Source organism: Rhodococcus sp. ACS1, assembly GCF_002300155.1.
Classification (GTDB): Bacteria; Actinomycetota; Actinomycetes; order Mycobacteriales; family Mycobacteriaceae; genus Rhodococcus_F; species Rhodococcus_F koreensis.
Genome location: NZ_NSDZ01000004.1, coordinates 16259 through 36863, shown reverse-complemented (window position 1 = coordinate 36863; position 20605 = coordinate 16259). Strand labels below are relative to the sequence as shown.

At 65.8% G+C, this 20605-nt stretch carries 16 protein-coding genes; 5 read left to right on the top strand and 11 right to left on the bottom strand.

Annotation, left to right across the window (positions count from 1 at the left end):
* Positions 1 to 2 precede the first annotated feature (2 nt).
* Both CJ179_RS12505 and kdgD read right to left on the bottom strand, forming a co-directional pair.
* Complete coding sequence (locus CJ179_RS12505; RefSeq protein ID WP_095861728.1) at positions 3 to 2225, bottom strand: thiamine pyrophosphate-dependent enzyme; 2223 nt, start codon at positions 2223 to 2225, stop codon at positions 3 to 5.
* 85 nt (positions 2226 to 2310) lie between these two features.
* Positions 2311 to 3225, bottom strand: coding sequence for a 5-dehydro-4-deoxyglucarate dehydratase (gene kdgD, locus CJ179_RS12500; RefSeq protein WP_072944333.1), 915 nt, complete (start codon positions 3223 to 3225; stop codon positions 2311 to 2313).
* Positions 3226 to 3458: 233 nt separating this feature from the next.
* On the opposite strand from kdgD, the gene glsA reads away from it, so the two are divergent.
* The 4 genes from glsA (at position 3459) to CJ179_RS12480 (ending at position 8149) form a co-directional block, all read left to right on the top strand.
* Positions 3459 to 4472, top strand: coding sequence for a glutaminase A (gene glsA / locus CJ179_RS12495; protein ID WP_072944331.1), 1014 nt, complete (start codon positions 3459 to 3461; stop codon positions 4470 to 4472).
* On the top strand, positions 4469 to 6112 hold the full coding sequence (locus CJ179_RS12490) for an MFS transporter (protein ID WP_218834810.1): 1644 nt from the start codon (positions 4469 to 4471) through the stop codon (positions 6110 to 6112). The genes glsA and CJ179_RS12490 overlap by 4 nt, the downstream gene beginning before the upstream one ends.
* Before the next feature lie 148 nt (positions 6113 to 6260).
* Entirely contained in the window at positions 6261 to 7691 is a 1431-nt protein-coding gene (locus CJ179_RS12485; protein ID WP_072944329.1) for an aldehyde dehydrogenase family protein, read from the top strand.
* 50 nt (positions 7692 to 7741) lie between these two features.
* Complete coding sequence (locus CJ179_RS12480) at positions 7742 to 8149, top strand: hypothetical protein (protein ID WP_095861727.1); 408 nt, start codon at positions 7742 to 7744, stop codon at positions 8147 to 8149.
* Between the two features lie 135 nt (positions 8150 to 8284).
* Here the strand turns inward: CJ179_RS12480 and CJ179_RS12475 are convergent, their stop codons facing one another.
* The 7 genes from CJ179_RS12475 to CJ179_RS12445 all read right to left on the bottom strand — a co-directional run bounded on the left by CJ179_RS12475 (position 8285) and on the right by CJ179_RS12445 (position 17463).
* Positions 8285 to 10114, bottom strand: coding sequence for an amino acid permease (locus tag CJ179_RS12475; RefSeq protein WP_095861726.1), 1830 nt, complete (start codon positions 10112 to 10114; stop codon positions 8285 to 8287).
* A gap of 561 nt (positions 10115 to 10675) precedes the next feature.
* Complete coding sequence (gene katG / locus CJ179_RS12470; RefSeq protein WP_095861725.1) at positions 10676 to 12934, bottom strand: catalase/peroxidase HPI; 2259 nt, start codon at positions 12932 to 12934, stop codon at positions 10676 to 10678.
* A gap of 76 nt (positions 12935 to 13010) precedes the next feature.
* Complete coding sequence (locus tag CJ179_RS12465; RefSeq protein WP_072944321.1) at positions 13011 to 13436, bottom strand: Fur family transcriptional regulator; 426 nt, start codon at positions 13434 to 13436, stop codon at positions 13011 to 13013.
* A gap of 211 nt (positions 13437 to 13647) precedes the next feature.
* Positions 13648 to 14706, bottom strand: a complete 1059-nt coding sequence (moaA, locus tag CJ179_RS12460; protein WP_095861724.1) for a GTP 3',8-cyclase MoaA — start codon at positions 14704 to 14706, stop codon at positions 13648 to 13650.
* A gap of 59 nt (positions 14707 to 14765) precedes the next feature.
* Positions 14766 to 15887: an aromatic ring-hydroxylating dioxygenase subunit alpha gene (locus tag CJ179_RS12455; protein ID WP_095861723.1), complete on the bottom strand. Its 1122-nt coding sequence runs from the start codon at positions 15885 to 15887 to the stop codon at positions 14766 to 14768.
* A 53-nt stretch (positions 15888 to 15940) separates the two neighbouring features.
* Positions 15941 to 17104, bottom strand: coding sequence for an NAD(P)/FAD-dependent oxidoreductase (locus tag CJ179_RS12450; RefSeq protein ID WP_174705522.1), 1164 nt, complete (start codon positions 17102 to 17104; stop codon positions 15941 to 15943).
* Complete coding sequence (locus CJ179_RS12445; RefSeq protein WP_072944315.1) at positions 17101 to 17463, bottom strand: bifunctional 3-phenylpropionate/cinnamic acid dioxygenase ferredoxin subunit; 363 nt, start codon at positions 17461 to 17463, stop codon at positions 17101 to 17103. Before CJ179_RS12445 ends, CJ179_RS12450 begins: the two co-directional genes overlap by 4 nt.
* A 499-nt stretch (positions 17464 to 17962) precedes the next feature.
* Here CJ179_RS12445 and CJ179_RS12440 point away from each other — a divergent pair, with 499 nt between their 5' ends.
* Complete coding sequence (locus tag CJ179_RS12440; RefSeq protein ID WP_072944314.1) at positions 17963 to 18820, top strand: bifunctional methylenetetrahydrofolate dehydrogenase/methenyltetrahydrofolate cyclohydrolase; 858 nt, start codon at positions 17963 to 17965, stop codon at positions 18818 to 18820.
* A 15-nt stretch (positions 18821 to 18835) separates the two neighbouring features.
* On the opposite strand, the gene CJ179_RS12435 is transcribed toward CJ179_RS12440, so the two are convergent.
* Together CJ179_RS12435 and fdhD are read right to left on the bottom strand one after the other, a co-directional pair.
* On the bottom strand, positions 18836 to 19639 hold the full coding sequence (locus CJ179_RS12435; RefSeq protein ID WP_072944312.1) for an IclR family transcriptional regulator: 804 nt from the start codon (positions 19637 to 19639) through the stop codon (positions 18836 to 18838).
* 144 nt (positions 19640 to 19783) lie between these two features.
* Complete coding sequence (gene fdhD, locus CJ179_RS12430; protein WP_095861722.1) at positions 19784 to 20605, bottom strand: formate dehydrogenase accessory sulfurtransferase FdhD; 822 nt, start codon at positions 20603 to 20605, stop codon at positions 19784 to 19786.

The window sequence follows — 20605 nt, the reverse complement described above, 5'->3', positions numbered from 1 at the left end:
TGCTAGCGGCTCACGAGTGTGATCGCCGCGGCCTCGACGGTGTCCTCGGACAGCAGCACCTCGAGCGCGGCGTCGCCGAGTGGGATGAAGCTGTTCTCGCTCGTCACCCGCGCGAGCGGCCCGGTGAAGCCCTCGTCGACCAGTGCTGCGACCACGCCCTCGGACACACCCCCCGACTTGCGGGTCTCGTCGACCACGAGCACCCGGCCGGTGGCGTGCGCCTCCCGGACGACGTCCTGCACCGGCAGCGGTGCGAGCCAGCGCAGGTCCACCACCCGGGCGGCGATGTGCGCACGCTCGAGCTTTCGCGCGACTCGCAGGCTCATCCGCAGACCGTTGCCGTAGGTGACGATCGTCAGGTCGGTGCCATCACCGTAGGTGCGGGCCGAGCCGATCGGGACGTGGTTCTCGGCCTGCGTCGCGGGGTCCGGATACGGTGCCAGCCACAGCCCGTCGCCGTCGTCGTACAGATCCCGGATGTGGTACAGCGCAATCGGTTCCAGGAACACGCACACCGCGCCGGCGGTGCGCGCCGCCGCCACACAGGTGTGCATCATGGCCGCGGCGTCTTCGGGGCGGGACGGCGACGCCACCACCACGCCGGGGATGTCGCGCAGTGCGGCGACGGCGTTGTCGTTGTGGAAGTGCCCGCCGAAGCCCTTCTGATACCCGTATCCGGCGATCCGCACCACCATCGGATTGCGGTATTGCCGGTCGGAGAAGAACTGCAACGTCGCACCCTCCCCGCGGATCTGGTCGGCCGCATTGTGCAGATACGCCAGATACTGGATCTCCGGGATCGGCAACAACCCGGACACCCCCGCACCCAGCGCAAGACCCAGGATCGCCTGCTCGTCGAGCAGGGTGTCGAATACGCGCGCCGACCCGGCCTTCTTCATCAGACCCCGGGTCACCCCGTACACCCCGCCCTTGCGGGCCACGTCCTCACCGAACACCAGCGCCTCGGGGCAGCGGGCGAGCACGTCGAGCAGGGCACGGTTGATCGACAGGGCGAGGGTCAGCCTGCCTTCCTCCTCCGGCAGCGGCGATCCGACAAACTCCGCGCGCTCGGCCGGGTCGACGCGCTCCGGCACCGCCGCGGTCGCCTGCTCGGCGGTGTCGATGAGGGGCCTCATCACCGCCGCGGGACTGTCCAGTTGAGATAGCTCGGCGACATCCCGGGCGAGACCGAGAACCTCCGCGCGTGTGTCCTCGTAGCGCGCGAGGATCTCGGTGGGGCCGAGGTGTCCGCCTTCGATCAGAAGACTTGCGGTGCACAGCACCGGATCCCGGTCGAAGTCTGCGGTGATCTCGGCGGACGTCCGGTACGCGGACTCGAGATCGGATCCGGCGTGACCCATCAACCGGACGGTCCGCAGATGCAGGAACGCCGGCTTGCGGTGCCCGCGCACCCAGTCGGCGGCCCTCTTCGCGGTGGCGTACGCCGCCGGCAGGTCGGAACCGTCCGCCTCGAAGTACTCCAGACCCGCCCGCTCACCGAAATTCGCGGCGATCCATCCCGTCGGTGTCTTGGTGCTGATCCCGATCCCGTTGTCCTCGCAGACGAACAGCAACGGGAGCGGCAACCCCTGGTAGGCCGAGTGGACGGCGGTGTTGATCGCGCCGACGGCGGTGGAGTGGTTCGCCGACGCATCCCCGAAACTGCACACGGCCACCGCGTCGGCGGGCCACGGCGAGGGCAGGTGGAGCTTGTGTGCCCGGGCGATCGAGAAGGCGACACCAACTGCCCGCGGCAGATGCGAAGCGACGGTGGAGGTCTGGGGAATGATGCCGAGATCGTGGCGGCCGAACACCTTGTGCCGTCCACCCGAGATCGGCTCCTCCGTCGCGGCCACGACACCGAGGAGGACGTCGCGGAGCGGATCACTGCCGTCCACCTGCTGCGCCCGCGCGAGGAAGAATCCACCGGAACGATAGTGCAGCAGAGCGGGATCGGTCGGACGCAGCGCTGCTGCGACGGCGGCATTGCCCTCGTGCCCGGAGGAACCGATCGTGTAGAAACCCTTACCCTGCGACCGCAACCACCGGGCCGCCAGATCGAGATGCCTGCTGCCGAGCTGGGCGTCGAAAAGGTCCAGAGTGCCCTGCACCGACAACGGGGACGGGGGCCGGATCGGATCCTCCGGGCGGACCCCGGTGCTGCTTTTCCCGCGGACAAGCCCCGACACGACAGAGATGAAGTAATCGTCGATCTGTTCGGCCATCCCCCGATCATCCTGTGACGCCGAGCGGCGGGCAAGGGTCACCGGACCGGAGTGTCGCGCTCCATGCCGCAGGTGACCGTCGTGTTCAGCTCACCTTCTTGATCAGGTCGGCGAGTTCGGCCAGTTCGACGGCGTCGAGGTCGGTCAACGGTGCACGCACGGGGCCTGCGGGCCGGCCGATGACCTTCATGCCGGCCTTGATGATGCTGACGGCATATCCCTGCTTCTTGTTGCGCAGGTTGCAGTACGGGATCACGAACTCGTTGAGGGCGTTGACGACGAACGCGTTGTCTCCGCTGCGGAGGGCGTTGTAGAAGTCGAGTGCGAACTGCGGGACGAAGTTGTAGATCGCCGAGGAATACGTGGTGACGCCCAGGGCGAGATACGGCAGGGCGAACATCTCGGCGGTGGGCAATCCGCCGACGTAGGTGAGGCGGTCACCGAGGCTCGCGTAGATGCGCGTCATCTGCTCGATGTTGCCGACACCGTCCTTGAAACCGACCAGGTTCGGGCAGCTGTCCGCGAGTTCCGCCACGGCCGACTCGGTGTACACGGCGTTGGCGCGACTGTAGATCGTCACACCGAGAGTGGTTGCGGCACATACCCCCTTGACGTGCGCCACGAGGCCGTCCTGGCTCGCCTCCGTGAGGTACGGGGGAAGCAGCAGGATGCCGTGCGCGCCGGCGCTCTCGGCCGAGCGGGCCATCTGTACGGCGGTCGCGGTGCCGTAACCGGCGGGGGCGATGACCGGAAGTCCGTCCGGTGCCTCCTGCACGGCGGCCCGGACCACCTGCTCCACCTCGGGTGGGGTGAGCGAGAAGAACTCGCCCGTGCCACCGGCGGCGAACAACCCGGAGGCGTCGAACTGCCCGAGCCAGCCGATGTTCTCGCGGTACGCGGCCTCGTCGAACGAGTGGTCCTCCGTGAAATGGGTGACCGGGAACGACAACAGACCGGAGCCGAGCTTGTGGGCAATCTCTTGGGGCGACGCTGTGGTCATGGGTTTCGTTCTCCTCGTTCGCAATCGCGTCACTGTCGGTGCGCTGTGTTCACAAGGCTAGGAGCGCTTTCGATTCAAGTCCAACACTTGTTTGGGATCTTTCGATACCTGAACGGTATCGATGGCGCGGATGCTGCAGCGGTGGCGTGATCGTCGAAAGCCCACCAGTGTCCGTCCTTATCCGGACAAGAACGTGTTCCGGCGTGAGAATGTCAGGACGGAGGTGGGGTTCGATGGAGTTGGACGTGACCGGGGTGCCGGAACGGGTCTCGACCGGAGCTCTGCCCGGCTGGGACGACGTGGAGTCGCTTCTGCACGGCGCGTACGAGCGATCTGCCGCCGCCACCGACGGTGTCGTGGCGGATTACATCCCGATTCTCGCGGCAGTCGACCCCGACCTGTTCGGGATCTGCGTCGCCGAGGTCGACGGGGGTGTGCACGCCGTCGGCGACGCGGTGCACGAGTTCTCGATCCAGTCCATTTCCAAGGCCTTCACGTACGCGCTCGTCTGCCAGGAGATCGGCCACGAGGTGGTGGGCGTACGGATCGGGGTGAACAACACCGGCCTGGCGTTCAATTCCGTCGTGGCCCTCGAACTCAACGACGGCCATCCGATGAATCCCATGGTCAACGCGGGCGCCATCGCCACGACCGCACTCGTTCCCGGGGTCACTCCCACCGCGAAGTGGGAGTTCGTCCAGGACGGTCTCTCCCGCTTCGCCGGGCGCCGGTTGACGCTCGACGTCACCGTGTACGAATCGGAGGCGGCGACGAACCTGCGCAACCGCGGGATCGCCCAGCTTCTGGAGAGCTACGGCCGCCTGGACGTCGACCCGTTGGACGCCGTCGACGTCTACACCAAACAATGCTCACTCCGGGTGAACACCCGGGATCTCGCAATCATGGGCGCGACTCTCGCCGACGGCGGCGTCAACCCGGTGACGGGAGAACGCGTCGTCGACGAGTCGATCTGCCGCGACACGCTGTCGGTGCTGGCCGCCACCGGGTTCTACGAACGTTCCGGGGAATGGCTGTTCGAGATCGGCGTGCCCGGCAAGAGCGGCGTGTCCGGCGGCATCGTCACGATCGCCCCGGGCAAGGCCGGACTGGCCACCTTCTCCCCGCGGCTCGATTCCGCGGGCAACAGCGTTCGGGGGCAGCGGGCAACTGCCTACCTGTCCCGGACTCTCGGATTGAACGTCTTCGCGTCCGGGCCCCACCCTCCGCGTGAAAGCAGGTCAGCATGACGATCCCCGCCGATACGTCCCGCCCGCATGATCCCGGCGAGCAGGTGAAGGCGTCGTGGCGTCCGATGATCGGACTCGCCCTGGCGCAGGTGCTCATGTCGTTCAACGTCGCGGCACTGCCGGTCTCGCTGGGTGGCATGGTCGAGGATTTCGGCGTGCCCCCGACGACGGTGAGCACCGCGATCGTCACCTACGGCCTGGTGGTCGCGGCGCTGGTGATGGTGGGTGCGAAGCTGGGACAGCGAGTCGGCTGGGTGCTGATCTTCCGCATCATGGTCGCCGTGTTCGCTGTCGCGGAACTGATGATGGTTCTCGCACCGAGTATCGGCTGGGTGATCGCCGCGCAAGCGCTCGCAGGGGCCTCGGCCGCGATCATCGTGCCCGCCCTCGTCGCCCTCATCGCCGAGAACTATCGTGACACCCAGCAGGCCACCGCGATCGGATCACTCGGATCGGCACGTGCGTTCTCCGGACTGTCCGCGTTCCTGATCGGTGGCGCACTGGGAACTCTCGTCGGCTGGCGGCCCGTCTTCGCCATCCTCATCGTCGTCGCCGTCGCGGTGTTCCTGCTGAGCTTCACGCTTCGCTCCGATCGCGGCAACGACGCCATCAGCATCGATATCGTCGGCGCATTCATCATCGGTATCGCCGTCGTGTCGCTGACGCTGGGTTTCAACAATCTGAACTCGTGGGGTCTGCTGACGGCATCCCCCAACGCGCCCTTCAGCGTGCTCGGCGTCTCCGGCGCCCCGGTGCTGATCGTGCTGGGAATCATCCTCGGGCAGGCGTTTTTCGTCTGGACCAGACGGCGCGCCGACAGTGGCCGAGTGCCCCTGATCAGTCTCGAGGTGGTGTCGGCGCCCACCGAGCGCGCGGCCGTGTATGCGATGTTCGTGGTCGTCGCACTCGAAGCGGCCCTGAACTTCACCGTGCCCCTCTACATTCAAATCGTCCAGGGCCGCACCCCGTTCGACACCTCGCTGGCGATGATGCCGTTCAACATCACCGTGTTCGTCACCGCCATGCTCGTCGTCCGCTTCTACGGCCGGTTCAGCCCCCGCGTCATCGCACGCTTCTCCTTCGCACTGACCACCGGTGCCTTGATCTGGCTCTCGTTCGTGGTGACCAACAACTGGGAGACCGTCCCGACCATCCTCGGGCTCATCGTCTTCGGCATCGGACAGGGCGCCCTCGTCACCCTCGTCTTCAACGTGCTGGTCACGGCTGCCCCGAAGGAACTGGCGGGCGACGTCGGGTCGGTACGCGGCACCACCCAGAACCTCGCATCCGCCGTCGGCACGGCCTTCGCCGGCGCGCTCCTGGTGACGCTGCTGTCGATCGGCGTCGGGCAGGCAGTGGCCGGCCACGTCGACCTACCCGAAGACCTCGTTGCACAGGTCGACCTCGACAACATCAACTTCATCAGCAACGACCGCCTCGAGGAGATTCTCGACGCCACCACCGCCTCCGACGTGCAGGTCGACGCCGCCGTGCAGATCAATATCGACGCCCGCCTCGACGCCCTCAAGATCGGGTTGCTCACCCTGGCAGGGCTCAGCGCGATCGCCATGGTGCCCGCGAGCCGGCTCCCGAACTACCGCAAGGACGAGATCCCCGACCCCTCCCCCCACGAGGACTAGACCCACCCGGCAACGGGGTTGTCCCCCGATCGGAGGACAACGCATTCACCCCGGAGAAGGCCCCGTCGGCGGACAGACGTCCGAGCGGCGAGAAGCCATTGTTGTCACATGCCGCGAACACCCGGACGGCGGACAACGAGGGAGCACCATGCAGAACACCCGGAAGTTCTACATCGACGGCGAGTGGGTCGAGCCGATCGGCACCGACACGCTCGACGTCGTCAACCCTGCGACGGAAATGGCCATCACCACCATTGCGCTGGGCGACGAGAAGGACGTCGATCGAGCCGTCACGGCCGCGCGCACAGCCTTCGACAGTTACGCGTCGACGACACGTGCCGACCGAATCGAGTTGCTGAGCAGAGTCATCGAGGTTTACGGGCGGCGAATGAACGACCTTGCCACGACCATCACCCAGGAGATGGGCGCACCTGCCGGGCTCGCTGCGACCGCTCAGGCACCGTGCGGCATGGCACACCTTGCCGCCGCCCTCGATGCGCTCCGCAGGTTCGAATTCGAGGAGAAGATCGGCACCACGACCGTCGTGCACGAACCGGTCGGCGTGTGCGCGTTCATCACACCGTGGAATTGGCCCGTCAATCAGATCGCCGCGAAAGTCGCGCCCGCGCTGGCCGCCGGCTGCACGATGGTGCTGAAGCCGTCCGAGATCGCGCCGCTCAATGCGATCATCTTCGCCGAGATACTTCACGAAGCGGGTGTCCCGGCCGGGGTGTTCAACCTTGTTCACGGTGACGGACCTACGGTCGGAGCCGCCCTGTCGAGGCACCCGGACGTCGACATGGTGTCGTTCACCGGATCGACCCGTGCCGGTGTCGAGGTCGCGCGGAATGCTGCACCGACCGTGAAACGCGTTGCGCAGGAACTCGGCGGCAAGTCGGCGAACATCGTGCTGGTCGACGCGGACTTCGACGAAGTCATCACCCGGGACGTGATGGGCGTGGTCGTCAACGCGGGCCAGTCCTGCAACGCCGGCTCTCGTATCCTCGTCCCGTCGGACCGCATGGACGAAGCCTGCGCGATCGCGAAGGCGGCTGCCGAGAAGATCGTCGTCGGGCCTCCCGACGCCGACGGGACCACCGTGGGTCCCCTTGTGTCACAAGCACAATTCGACAAGGTCCAGCGTCTGATCCAGACGGGCATCGACGAGGGCGGCACACTCGTCGCAGGCGGTGTCGGCCGTCCGGCCGGACTCTCCGCCGGATACTTCGTCCGGCCCACCGTCTTTGCGAACGTCACGAACGATATGACCATCGCACGAGAGGAGATCTTCGGCCCCGTCATGATGCTGATCGGCTACGAGGACGAAGCCGACGCAATCCGCATCGCGAACGACACCACGTACGGGCTCTCCGGAATGGTCTCCTCGCGCGACCCACAGCGCGCACGGAACGTCGCCCGGAAGCTGCGGACCGGAATGGTCCACCTCAACGGAGCACCGCTGGCGTTCGATGCGCCCTTCGGCGGCTACAAACAATCAGGCAACGGCCGCGAGTTCGGCAAATTCGGCCTCGCCGAATACCTCGAAGCCAAAGCCATCTTCGGCGACAACGAGAACTGAGCGGGAGCGTTCCGCATTTCTGCACGACTGCTGTACTGGAGGGACGGATCGTGAATCCGATTATGTGGATGGGCATCGCCGGGATAATCGGCACGGCCGTCTCACCGTGGATCGCGGAACGACTACGCAGCAAGAATGCGAGGAAAGACCAGCTCATGAAACTGCGGCTCGCCATCTATGCCGAGTTGCTGGGAGCGACGGCTCGCCTCGCAGCACAAGCACACGCGGGGGCGCCGAATCCCGCTGCCGAGGTGGAGTCGATCGACACCGAAGAATTGGACGGCCTGCTCAGCCAGGCGAAGGTCGTCGCCGGCCCGGACGTGTTGCGACAACTCGAGGAGCTGTCGCAACACACCGAGTCGCTCAACCGAAGCGCAGATCTCGCCGAGATGGCGGGCAGCATCGCCGCAACTCGGGGGAAGGTCCAGGACGCCATCCGTAGCGAGATGGTGCGCTGACCGCCTTACCTGGTGGGGGCGCCGCGCCGGGGAACGATCATCACCGGTACCTGCGTGGAACGCGGGGCACAGCCGCGTGGCGCGATTGCCCCGAAGGCAGTCCGCGCTCGATGACCGCAGCGGCGATGATCGTCACTACGCATTCTCTTCTTGTCTCACCGGCGTGGCCACCACATGGGTCACCGGGACTGCCGGGTGTTCGGCCCGTGCCCGATCGACCACATCGAAACGATGCCAAATCGACTCGTCCGGCGGCAGTGTCGCGATCACGATTCGATCGGGATGAAAGTCGTCCACGGACTCCGCGAGCGCGCGCAGCGGGCGGTAATCACCCAGTGCACCGTCGACGTCGAGATCGTCGGCACGCAGTGTGGTGAGTGTGTAGTCCAACCGGCTCTGCGCCGCCGATTGTGTTGCCGCTCGTACGTCGAGCGGACCGTGCGTTGCGGCGACTCCGGTCTCGATCGGACTCTCGGGCACGGTGACGAAGTACTTGGCCTCGCGGTCGGCGCCGATCCGGCGCAACTCGTCCAACAGTTCCGCGGAGTTCGCAGTCTCGTTGGCCATCACCAGCACTCGATGCGGCCGCGCTGTCCCGACCACTTCCTCTGCCACCGGGCGACGTGCGACATACCACTTGTTGAGGAAGTAGAAGCCGACGACGACAGCCCACGACAGCAGGCTCAGTACGAGTTGTGACCGCGATTCCTTCTGCAGGTACATCTGAAGCAGAACGCCCAGGATTGCCAGGACGGTGACGATGGACAGTACCGGGAACAGCCACATCCGAACCCGCAGGTGCGACGATCCGGACCGGAACCTCAGGATGATCTGCGATACGCCGATCAGGGCGTACACGAAGAGAATGACCGCACCACTCGAGTTCAGCAGGAACGCGAAGACCGTTTCGGGCGATATCGCTGCGGCGACGACACACAGGAAACCGACCACCGAGGAGGCGAGGATCGCGACGGCGGGTACCCCACGTCGCGTCACGTTCACCAACTTCGCAGGGGCTTCGCGTCGGGCTGCCAGCACGAACAGCATGCGCGATGCGGTGTACATCCCTGAATTGAGGCAACTCAGCACGGCCGTCAGCACCACGGCGTTCATGATGTGGTCGGCGTAGGGAATCCCCATCTCGGTGAATGCGGCGACGAACGGGGACACGGAGACGCTCTCGTCGTTCCACGGCAGAATCGTCGCCAGCAGGAAGACCGAGGTAACGAAAAAGATCGCGATACGGATGATGACAGAGTTGGCGGCCTTGGCCACGGCCCGCTCGGGATCTTGCGATTCGGCGGCCGCGATGGTCGCGACCTCGGCGCCGGTCATCGAGAAGATGACGGTGACGATACCGGCGGTGATCGCCGCGGCCCCGTAGGGCATGAGGCCACCGTGGCTGGTGAGGTTGGAGAAGTCCATCGACTTCCCGGGCCACAGCCCGAACACGAATGCGCTTCCGAGAGCGAGGAACACGATGATCGCGGCGACCTTGATGCCGGCGAACCAGAATTCGAACTCACCGAAGGAGGACACCGAGAAGAGGTTGGTCGCCGTCATGGCGATCAGCAGCACCAGGGCGCACAGCCAGAGCGGTACGCCCGGCAGCCAGTACTGGACGATCTTCGCGCCGGCGATTGCCTCGAACCCGACGATGATCACCCAGAAGTACCAATAGAGCCATCCGACCGAGAACCCTGCCCAGTCCCCCAGCGCCAGGCGGGAATAATCGGCGAACGACCCCGTCGAGGGGTTGGCGACAGCCATCTCCGCGAGCATCCGCATCACCATGATGACGACGGCCCCGCTGATCGCGTATGCGATGAAGGCCGCCGGTCCGATGTCTCGGATGGCCACGCCCGAACCGACGAACAATCCTGCGCCGATGACGCCGCCGATGGCGATCATCCTCAGCTGACGGTCGTTGAGCCCCTTCTCCAACTTGCCGGGAACACCACTCATCGCAAACCTCCAGTACTACACCGAGGGTCGCTGCGGAATATTGCGCGTGCGGTCCCCCTCAGGCCTTCCTTGGCTGGTGCACACGATCTCCGGAACATGGTGAACCTCCGTTGGCGGTAACGCACCGGCAGATGCCGGCTCTTGATATATAACTGATATAACACTCACCTGTCGGGTGTATGTCAAGAGCTGAGATGGCGTTCATACGAACTTCTCATCAGTTCGTCATCAGCAGAGGAAGATCGACCACGCTGCGGCCGTCGGGCCGGGCTGATCGGTACGACGTGGACGGGACACACGCGCGCTGGGCAGCGAGGGGGGGCGGGCGACAGCCCGGACTCGCGATCACCGAATTGAACTCTGCAGCACTGAACTCCGCAGTGGCGGACTCCGCAGTGGCACGCCTCGGGCACGTCTGCGGTGCGCGGACGCACTGCGGTGGGGCATCGAAGGCCCGGCGTACCGACCGTCAGCCGTCGGCACTGCGAAAGGTGAGACGAAAAGCGCGACACCCCTGCAGGGGTGAGCTCCCGCAGGGGTGCCGCGCAGACTCGTCGAGGATCAGACGAGTTCGAACCGGTCGAGGTTCATCACCTTGTCCCACGCGGAGACGAAGTCGCGCACGAACTTCTGCTTCGCGTCGTCGGCCGCGTAGACCTCGGCGAGGGCGCGCAACTCCGAGTTCGACCCGAACACCAGGTCGACGCGGGTTCCGGTCCACTTGACCTCACCGCTGACGCGGTCCCGACCCTCGTAGATCTCGGAACCCGTGGACGCCGGCGCCCACGTCGTCCCCAGGTCGATCAGGTTCGCGAAGAAGTCGTTGGTCAGCGCGCCGGGGTTCGAGGTGAAGACACCCTCTTCCGACGTGGTGTTGTAGTTCGCGCCCAGCACCCGCAGGCCACCGACGAGAACCGTGAGTTCGGGTGCGCTCAGGTTCAGCAGGTTCGCCTTGTCGACCAGGAGGAACTCCGCCGGCAGGCGGTTGCCCTCGCCGAGGTAGTTGCGGAAACCGTCCGCCGCCGGTTCGAGCGCGGCGAAGGACTCCACATCGGTCTGCTCCTGCGTCGCGTCCGTGCGACCGGGCGTGAACGGCACCTCCACGTCGTAGCCGGCATTCTTCGCGGCCTGCTCGACAGCAGCGGCACCACCGAGCACGACGAGGTCGGCGAACGAGACCTGCTTGTTCCCGGTCTGTGCCGAGTTGAAGGACTTCTGGATGCCTTCGAGGGTCCGCACCACCTGGGCCAGCTCGTCCGGGTTGTTGACCTCCCAGCTCGCCTGCGGCTCGAGGCGGATCCGGCCGCCGTTGGCACCGCCGCGCTTGTCGCTGTTGCGGAACGACGAGGCCGACGCCCACGCGGTCGAAATCAACTCTGCGACAGTCAGTCCGGACTCGAGAATCCGGCTCTTCAGGGTCGCGATGTCGCCGGCGTCGATCAGCTCATGGGTGAGCGCGGGGATCGGATCCTGCCACAGCAGCGTCTCCTCCGGCACCAGCGGGCCGAGGTAGCGCACGATCGGCCCCATGTCACGGTGGGTCAGCTTGTACCAGGCCTTGGCGAAGTCGTCGGCGAGCTGATCCGGGTTCTCGAGCCAGTTGCGGGTGATCTTCTCGTAGGCCGGATCGATCCGCAGCGACAGGTCCGTCGTCAACATGACCGGCACGTGCGTCTTCGACGAATCGTGGGCGTCGGGCACGGTGCCGGCTCCGGCGCCGTCCTTCGGGATCCACTGGTACGCACCGGCGGGGCTCTTGGACAGCTCCCACTCGTAGCCGTAGAGGGTCTCGAGGAAGCTGTTGTCCCACTGCGCCGGGGTCGGCGTCCAGGCGCCTTCGAGGCCGCTGGTGATCGTGTCGCCACCCTTACCCGTGCCGAACGCGCTCTTCCAGCCCAGACCCTGCTCCTCGAGCGGAGCGGCCTCCGGCTCGGGTCCGACCAGATCGGCCGGGCCGGCACCGTGCGTCTTGCCGAAGGTGTGACCGCCGACGATCAGCGCGGCCGTCTCCACGTCGTCCATCGCCATGCGGCCGAACGTCTCTCGGATATCCCGTGCTGCCGCGACGGGATCCGGGTTGCCGTTCGGTCCTTCGGGGTTGACGTAGATCAGACCCATCTGGACCGCACCGAGCGGCTTGTCGAGGTCCCGCTCTCCGGTGTAGCGCTCGTCTCCGAGCCAGGTCAGCTCCGGACCCCAGTAGACGTCTTCCTCGGGCTCCCACTGATCGACACGGCCGCCGCCGAAACCGAAGGTCGTAAAGCCCATCGACTCGAGCGCGACGTTGCCGGCGAAGACGATCAGGTCGGCCCACGACACGGTCTTGCCGTACTTCTTCTTCACCGGCCACAGCAGCAGGCGCGCCTTGTCCAGGTTCGCGTTGTCGGGCCAGCTGTTCAGCGGCGCGAAGCGCTGCATCCCGCCGCCGGCACCACCGCGGCCGTCGGTGATGCGGTACGTGCCCGCGGCGTGCCACGCCATCCGGATGAACAGCGGTCCGTAGTGTCCGTAGTCGGCGGGCCACCAGTCCTGCGAGGTCGTCATGACCTCTTCGATGTCCCGCGCCAACGCCTCGAGGTCGACGCCCGCGAATTCCTCGGCGTAGTCGAAATCCTCGTCCATGGGATTGCGCACGGCGGGGTTCTTCTGCAGGATCTTCAGGTTGAGCTGGTTCGGCCACCAGTCACGGTTTCCACCACCCCGGGTGGGATGCGCGAGCCGGCCGTGTGCGACGGGGCAACCGCCACTCTGTGCGGGCTCGGTCTGAGCCTCGGCGATCGGCGGGTGTTCTTCCGCGAGAGTTTGGGTGGAGTCAGACACGACTTTCCTTTCACAAGGGGCTGTTTCGGGCTGTTTCGGGCTGGGCTGTTTCACGTGTGCGTGTGAAAGTGTGGGGTTAGTTGTGAGGCGAGCAGTCGGGGCACAGTCCCCAGAAGATGACCTCGGCCTCGTCGACCAGGAATCCGTACCCCAGCGACAGGTTCAGGCACGGGGTCTCGCCGATACTGCAGTCGATGTCTGCGATGGCTCCGCAGGACCGGCAGACGGCATGATGGTGGTTGTCACCGACCCGCGACTCGTAGCGCGCCACCAAACCCGATGGCTGAATCCGCCGTACCAGGCCGGCAGCAGTCGCCGCGTGCAGTATGCCGTACACCGACTGCCGGGACACACCCGGCAGAACCGAGCGCACCTCTCCGAGAATCGTCTCCGTGTCAGCGTGCGGATTCGCCTGTACCGCTTCCAGTACCGCGACCCTGGGCCGGGTCACGCGCAGTTCAGCCTCACGCAACTGTTCTGCGTACTTCGATGTCACGGACACTCTCCTACTATTGCCTACAAATCTGGAACGAGTCAAGAGTTTGTGAAAATCTTTGCTGGATGGCGGAACTCGAGCAGTACGAGAAAGCCTCTCGAACACGTGCCGTTCGGTACCACTAATTGCCGCCGCCCGCTTCTGTTGGCACCCAATGACATAACTGAGCCGGCACCTGTCCGGTCCACACAGGCCGGCCGCAACCGATATGTCCCATTCAGCCGCCGATCGCTCCCATGCTGCGCACGGGAGGCGCGAATCCGTCGGCTTCGATGCCGTGCCCCACCCACTTGTTCCACATCGCACCACGCCACAACAGCGCCAGTTCCTCGTCGCCCGCGCCCGACCGCATCGGGCCGCGCAGGTCGATCTCGGAGTCACTGAACAAACACGACCGGACGGTACCCTCGGCGGTGAGCCGGGTCCGGTCACAGTCGGCGCAGAACGACCGCGAGACCGACGCGATGATCCCGACCGTCGACGGACCGCCGTTCACCCGCCACTTCTCCGCGGGCGCCGACGGGTCGTCCCGACCGATCTCCCCGAGGTCGAATCGTTCACCGAGCACCGCGAGGAGCCGGTCCGCCGGAACCATGTTCTCGCGCGCCCACTCGTGGTCGGCATCGAGCGGCATCTCCTCGATGAATCGCAACTGCACGCCCTCGTCCAGGCACCACTTCAGCAGATCCGGTGCACCACCCAGCGTTTCGGGCATGAGCACGGCGTTGATCTTTACCGGCGACAGCCCGGCGGCGACGGCGGCGCGGATTCCGGCGAGCACGGAAGGCAACCGGTTCCTCCTGGTCAGCTTCGCGAACTGCCCTCGCTCGACAGTGTCGAGGGAGACGTTCACGCGGGTCAGACCGGCGGCGGCGAGCCCGCGTGCCCGGTGCGCGAGACCGACCGCATTGGTTGTCATCGCCAGCGGGACACCCGGGACCCGCGCCGCGCAGCCGGCGACGATGCGCTCGAGGTCGGCGCGCATCAGCGGCTCGCCGCCGGTGAACCGCACTTCCCGGACTCCGAGGCGACGCACGGCGACGACGACGACGAGCCGGACGATCTCGTCCGCCGTGAGCAACCGCTCCGCCAGGATGGCGGGCAGGCCTTCCTCCGGCATGCAGTAGGTGCACCGCAACGAGCACTTCTCGGTGATCGACACCCGCAGGTCCCTGGCCACCCGGCCGAAGCGGTCCACCAGGTGCGCGACGTCCGGCCTCCCCGCCGAAGAGGCCGGCGTCCGTACCGTGGGAATGCCCATCTCCACCGTCGTCATCGCGCTGCCCTTCCCTTCATCAGGGAGCGGAACCCACGAGCGGCCTCGTCACCACGACGTCAGTGAGCGATCTTCTCGCGCAGCCAGTCGTGGAACTCGCCGATGTGATGCTCGCTGGGAACGAGCACACCGCCGTCGCGGTAGCGTCGCGAATCCATCGCAGGCTGGCACCGCTCGCAGGCGTCGAAGTCCTGCTGGTTGACGCGATGGAAGAGTTCCACGGAGCGGTCGAGGTCCTTACCGGTCGCCACCACCTCGGGCAGGTACAGCCAGTCGCATTCGACGATGGTGTGGTCGGCGGCGAGCGGGAACATCCGGTGGACGATCACGTGGTCGGGCACGAGATTGACGAACACCGTCGGCCGCACGGTGATCGCGTAGTACCGGCGGTCCTGCTCCTCGGCGATGCCGGGAATTACGTCGTGGCCTGCGGAGCCGTCGACGGTGAACCCTTCGACACCCTCACCGAACTCGGCCCCGTGACCGACGTAGTACTGAGCGGCATATCCGTCGGCGAACTCGGGCAGCACCTCGGTCAGTTCCGGGTGGATCGTCGCGCAGTGGTAGCACTCCATGAAGTTCTCGATGATGAGCTTCCAGTTGGCCTTGACGTCGTACACAATTCGACGGCCGAGGTCCAGGTTCGCGATGTCGTACCGATCGATCGACTCCACGTCGCCGAGCCGGTCGCGGATGTCCTGAACGACGGTGGTGTCGAAGGACGTCGGCTCGTCGGCCAGGTTGAGCCAGACGTAGCCGATCCATTCCTGGACCGCCACGTTCTTCAGCCCGTACTCGACGCGGTCGATGTCGGGCATCTTGGTCAGGTTCGGTGCCGCGACGAGCTTGCCGTCGAGGTCGTAGGTCCATGCGTGGTACGGGCACTGGAAGGAGCGCTTGACTTCTCCGCTCTCCTCCGTGCACAGCCGGGCGCCGCGGTGGGCGCAGATGTTGAGGAAGGCCCGGATCTCACCTGTCCGGGATCGAGTCACGATGACGCTTTCCCGCCCGATCTGGACGGTCTTGAATGCGCCGGGCTTGTCGAGGTCCGCGGCCCGCACAGCGCAGAACCACATCTCCTCGAAGACCTTCTCCTGCTCGAGCTTGAAGATGTCGCTGTCGGTGTAATAGTTTCCCGGGAGCGTGGAGATGAGGCTCTCAGGCAGGTGCGTGGTTGTCACTGGGGGTCTCCCTTAGTGTGTGATCTCGTGGATCCGTGGGCTGAGAAGGTTGTTCAGATCGGGGTCGGCTGAGCGGAGATTTGGCGGCGCCAGCGGGTGAAGAGACGAACCTGATCTACGCCGAGGACCGCAACCGGGTTCCCGTCTCGCCGATAGACGGCGAGGAAACTACCCGCGTCGAGGCTGCCCTCTTCGATGGTGAATTCTGCGTCCGGTCCGGCGATTCCGGCGAACTGGATGCGCGCGCCGTACTGGTCCGACCAGAAGTACGGTGGCTTGACATGCTGGCCCTGGTACTCGCCGGAGAGGAGAGTCGACACCGCGATCGCCGGCCGTTCCGAGGCCCCGGTCCAGTGTTCGACGCGACGGTGAGCGCCCGAGGCGTCCATCCATGCCGCGCAGTCACCGACCGCGACGACATGCGGAATCGACGTAGCGCCGCCCCGGTCGCACAGCACACCGTTGCCGAGTTCGATGCCGCTTCCCTCGAGCCATTCGATGTTCGGTATGCCCCCGATCCCGACGACGACGACGTCAGCGGGAACGTGGCGACCGTCGGCGAGGTCGACGCCGGTCACCCGGTCGGTACCGGTCAACCCTGCGACTCCGACACCACAGTGGAGGGCGGTGCCGTTGTCGCCGTGGAAGCGGGCCACAGCCGTTCCCAACTGCGGACCGAGCGGGCCGATGAGCGGTGACGGAGCGGCTTCGACGACCGTGACATCCAGTCCCAGCTTGCGCGCTGTGGAGGCAACCTCGGCGCCGATGAAACCTGCACCGATGACCACCAGTCGGGCGCCGGAGACGAGGTCGGCGCGCAGCCGGTCTGCGTCCTCGATCGTACGGAGGACGTGCACACCGGCGAGATGCTCGGTCCCTGGCCACGGCCGCGCACGCGAACCGGTCGCGAGGACGAAGCCGTCGGCGCTCAGCTGGGAGCCGTCGCTGAGCGTGACGCTACGGGTGCCGGCATCGAAATTCGTTGCGGACAGTCCGAGAAGCCAGTTCGCCTGCAGGTCTTCGTCATCCGGTTCGAGAGTCAGAGAAGCCTGGTCGATGTCGCCGGCCAGATACTCCTTGGACAGCGGCGGACGATCGTAGGGCCGGTTGCTCTCCGCTCCGACGATGTTCAGCTCACCGGCGAAGCCCTGCGCGCGCAGGGCACGCGCAGCACAGAGACCGGCGAGCGATGCGCCGATGATTGCAATGCTCTTCATGCTTTCCCCTCCGCGTCGAGACGGCTCCGGATGTCGGGTGGCAGGTTGGGCGCTTCGGTGCTGAGCTCGACGTAGATCACGCCGTCCTCGATCACGACCTCATGAGTCCGCACGGGGAGCTTCGCGGGCGGCGCATCGACCGCCCCAGTCCGAAGGTTGAACTTCGAGGCATGCAGCGGGCACTCGACCTCGCAGCCTTCGAGCCAGCCATCTGCCAACGAAGCGTCCTGGTGCGAGCACGTGTCGTCGACGGCGAACACCTCACCATCGTCGGTGTGGAACACCGCGATGGGCGGGGAGGCATCAACACGGCGTGCGTCACCGCGAGGGAGGGACGCTAGTGGGCAGACCTCGAGCATTGAAAGCCTCTCTGTTGTGCAATGCGAAACACGTCGTGTGTTACGCAACAGTGTGACAATCGCCATAGGGCAGTGTCAAGTGGAGATGCACCATCGAAATCCGACGCGTCGCAGCCCTGCCCGGAGGGCGGGCGGGAAGCAGCTTCGGCGCAGAGCATCCGTCGAAGAGGTTGCGCCACAGGATCATCACTCGATCAATCCGCTCGGAAGATCCCGAGACAGACGGCTCGGCGTCGAACGAAGCAAGGCCGACCCTGACGCCGAGAAGACATCCACCCCCACTCGGCGCCCCCGGTCGCCATCAACGTCGGCAGGCCGAGAACCTTTGACCAGCCGCGCCTGGTGAACTACACTCCTTCCATTCTGATATATCAGTTGTCGTCAGACAGTTCCCCATCCTGCACAGACCCGGTTCGGGTCAGCCGTCCCGTGCTGTGACCGCAGACCTACGGCATCGGCTTACATGCACCATTTCGGCGTTCCAGAGAGGGCGTATCCCATGGCAATCGCGACGTTGATCGACGGCAAGGCCGTGAGCGAGCAGATCAAGGATGATCTCGCCGACCGAATCGCCATGCTGCAAGTGCAGGGGATTCGGCCTGGCTTGGGCACCATCCTCGTCGGCGACGACCCCGGCAGTCATGCCTACGTCGCAGCGAAACACCGCGACTGCAGGCGCGTCGGTTTGAACTCCATCCAGGTTCGCCTGCCGGCAACCGCGTCTCAGCTCGACATCGAGGCAGCTGTCCTGCGACTGAACGCCGACAGCGCCTGCACCGGCTTCATCGTCCAGCTCCCGTTACCGAAGCACATCGACACCCACCGGGTCCTCGCGCTGATCGATCCCGCCAAGGATGCGGACGGATTGCACCCGACGAATCTCGGTCGACTCGTGCTGGGGATGGCCGGACCGCTGCCGTGCACCCCGAGAGGAATCATCGAACTTCTCCGCCATCACGATGTCCCGATCACCGGCGCTCGGTTCTGCGTCCTCGGATGTGGCGTCACCGTCGGCCGGCCTCTCGGTCTGATGCTGACGCGCCGAAGCGAACATGCGACCGTGACCCTGTGCCACGAGGCCACCGTCGACACGGCCGCCCACACGCGTAACGCCGACGTCGTGATCGCTGCGGCCGGTGTCGCCCACCTGGTGCAGCCGGATTGGATCAGCCCCGGTGCCACCGTGTTGTCGGTCGGCATCACGCGCACCGTCGAGGGGATTCTCGGTGACGTGCACCCATCTGTGGACCGCGTTGCCGGGAAGATCAGCGGTGCAACCGGTGGCGTCGGCCCGATGACGCGGGCCATGCTGCTCACGAATGTCGTCGAGATGGCCGAAGAAATCGCGGGGTACTGAGGACCCTCGACGAGCTCAGGCGCTGGGTGTGTACGACTCCCGGAAGCCCATGCGTTCACTGATCTCTGCAGCCGCTGCAATGACGTCGGGTACCACGTCCCGCATGCGCTCTTCGCTGAAACGGTAGACCGGTCCGGACACGCTCAATGCTGCTGTGGTGCCGCCTGCGTAGTCCCGGATCGGTGCCGCAATAGCGTTCAACCCGTCTTCATACTCTTCGACGACCACGGCATAGCCGAGGCTCCGCGCCGCGTCCAGTTCCTCGTCGAGTCGAGCGAGCGTGGTGATCGTGTGATCGGTGAACTGCTCGAGCACCGACGAGCTCAGGATTTCGTGTCGTTGCCGCTGATCGAGGTTGGCGAGGAGAACTTTTCCACTTGCCGTCGCATGGAGCGGGGTGGGCTCGCCGATCCAGTTGTGCGTGCCGATAGCCGCGGGCCCTCTGGCCTGATCGAGGTGGACGGCAAAATGCGAACGCAGAACTGCGACGTTGACCGTCTCGCCGAGTTTCATGGCAAGCCGTTCACACACGGCGTGGCCCTGCTCCGTTATCTCGAGCCGTTCGGGCACTGCCGCGGCCAAGCGCAGGATCCCCAGGCTGAGGCGGTACTTTCCCCGGTCATAGGTTTGCGTGACCATTTCGTGCTCTTCCAGGGAGCCCAGCAGTCGAGACACCGTGGACTTGTGCACACCGATTTCGGCGGCGATCGCACTGACCCCGACCTCACCGTTGCGGGCCAGGACCTCCAGCACTCGTACCGCGCGGTCGACCGACTGCACACCGCCGTCGTTCGACCTCACTCCGTCGCCTTTGGTCATGAGGCAACTATACGAAAGTTTTACTGGCGCCGACGCCGCCCTCCGTGTAGGGCCAACGCTCCGTCAGTATCGCGTGAACATCAGTTCGACTCACTGACCCCAGGTGAGTGGCGCGGTGTGCGGGAGCACGCTGTGCCACTCACCTCAGGTGATGCGGTCCGGGTGGGTGTAGAGGTTCATGGTGGTGCCGCGCAGGAACCCGATCAGGGTCAGGCCGGTGTCGTGGGCGAGGTCGATCGCCAGCGACGACGGCGCGGACACCGCCGCCAGGATCGGAATCCCCGCCATCACCGCCTTCTGCGCCAACTCGAACGACGCCCGACCCGACACCAGCAGCACCGTCCCCCGCAACGGGATGCGGTCCTGCTCGGTGGCCCACCCGATCAGCTTGTCGACCGCGTTGTGCCGGCCGACGTCCTCCCTGACCGCGAGCAGCTCCCCCGTGCGGGTGAACAACCCCGCCGCATGCAAACCCCCGGTCGTCTCGAACACCTTCTGCGCCGCCCGCAACCGATCCGGCAGTCCCACGATGGTGGCCGAATCGACCCGCACCGTGTCCGCCGCCGGGGAATGCCGGGTGCGTTGCCGGATCGCGTCCAGGGACGCCTTCCCACACACCCCACACGAGGAGGTGGTGTAGAAGTTGCGTTCGATCCCCATGTCGGGCAGAAACACCCCCGCCGCCAGATCCACGTCGAGGACGTTGTAGGTGTTGACGCCGTGCTCGTCGACGCTGTTGCAGTACCGGATCGACGCGATGTCCGCGCGGCCGGCGATGATGCCCTCCGTCAGCAAAAACCCCTGCGCCAACTCCACATCCGAACCCGGGGTCCGCATCGTCACCGCCAACGGTGTCCCGTTCACCCGGATCTCCAGGGGTTCCTCCACCACCACGGTGTCCGGCCGGGTCGAGTGCCGGGTGTCGGTGATCCGGGTGACCGGGGTCCGGGTCGTCACCCGCCCCAC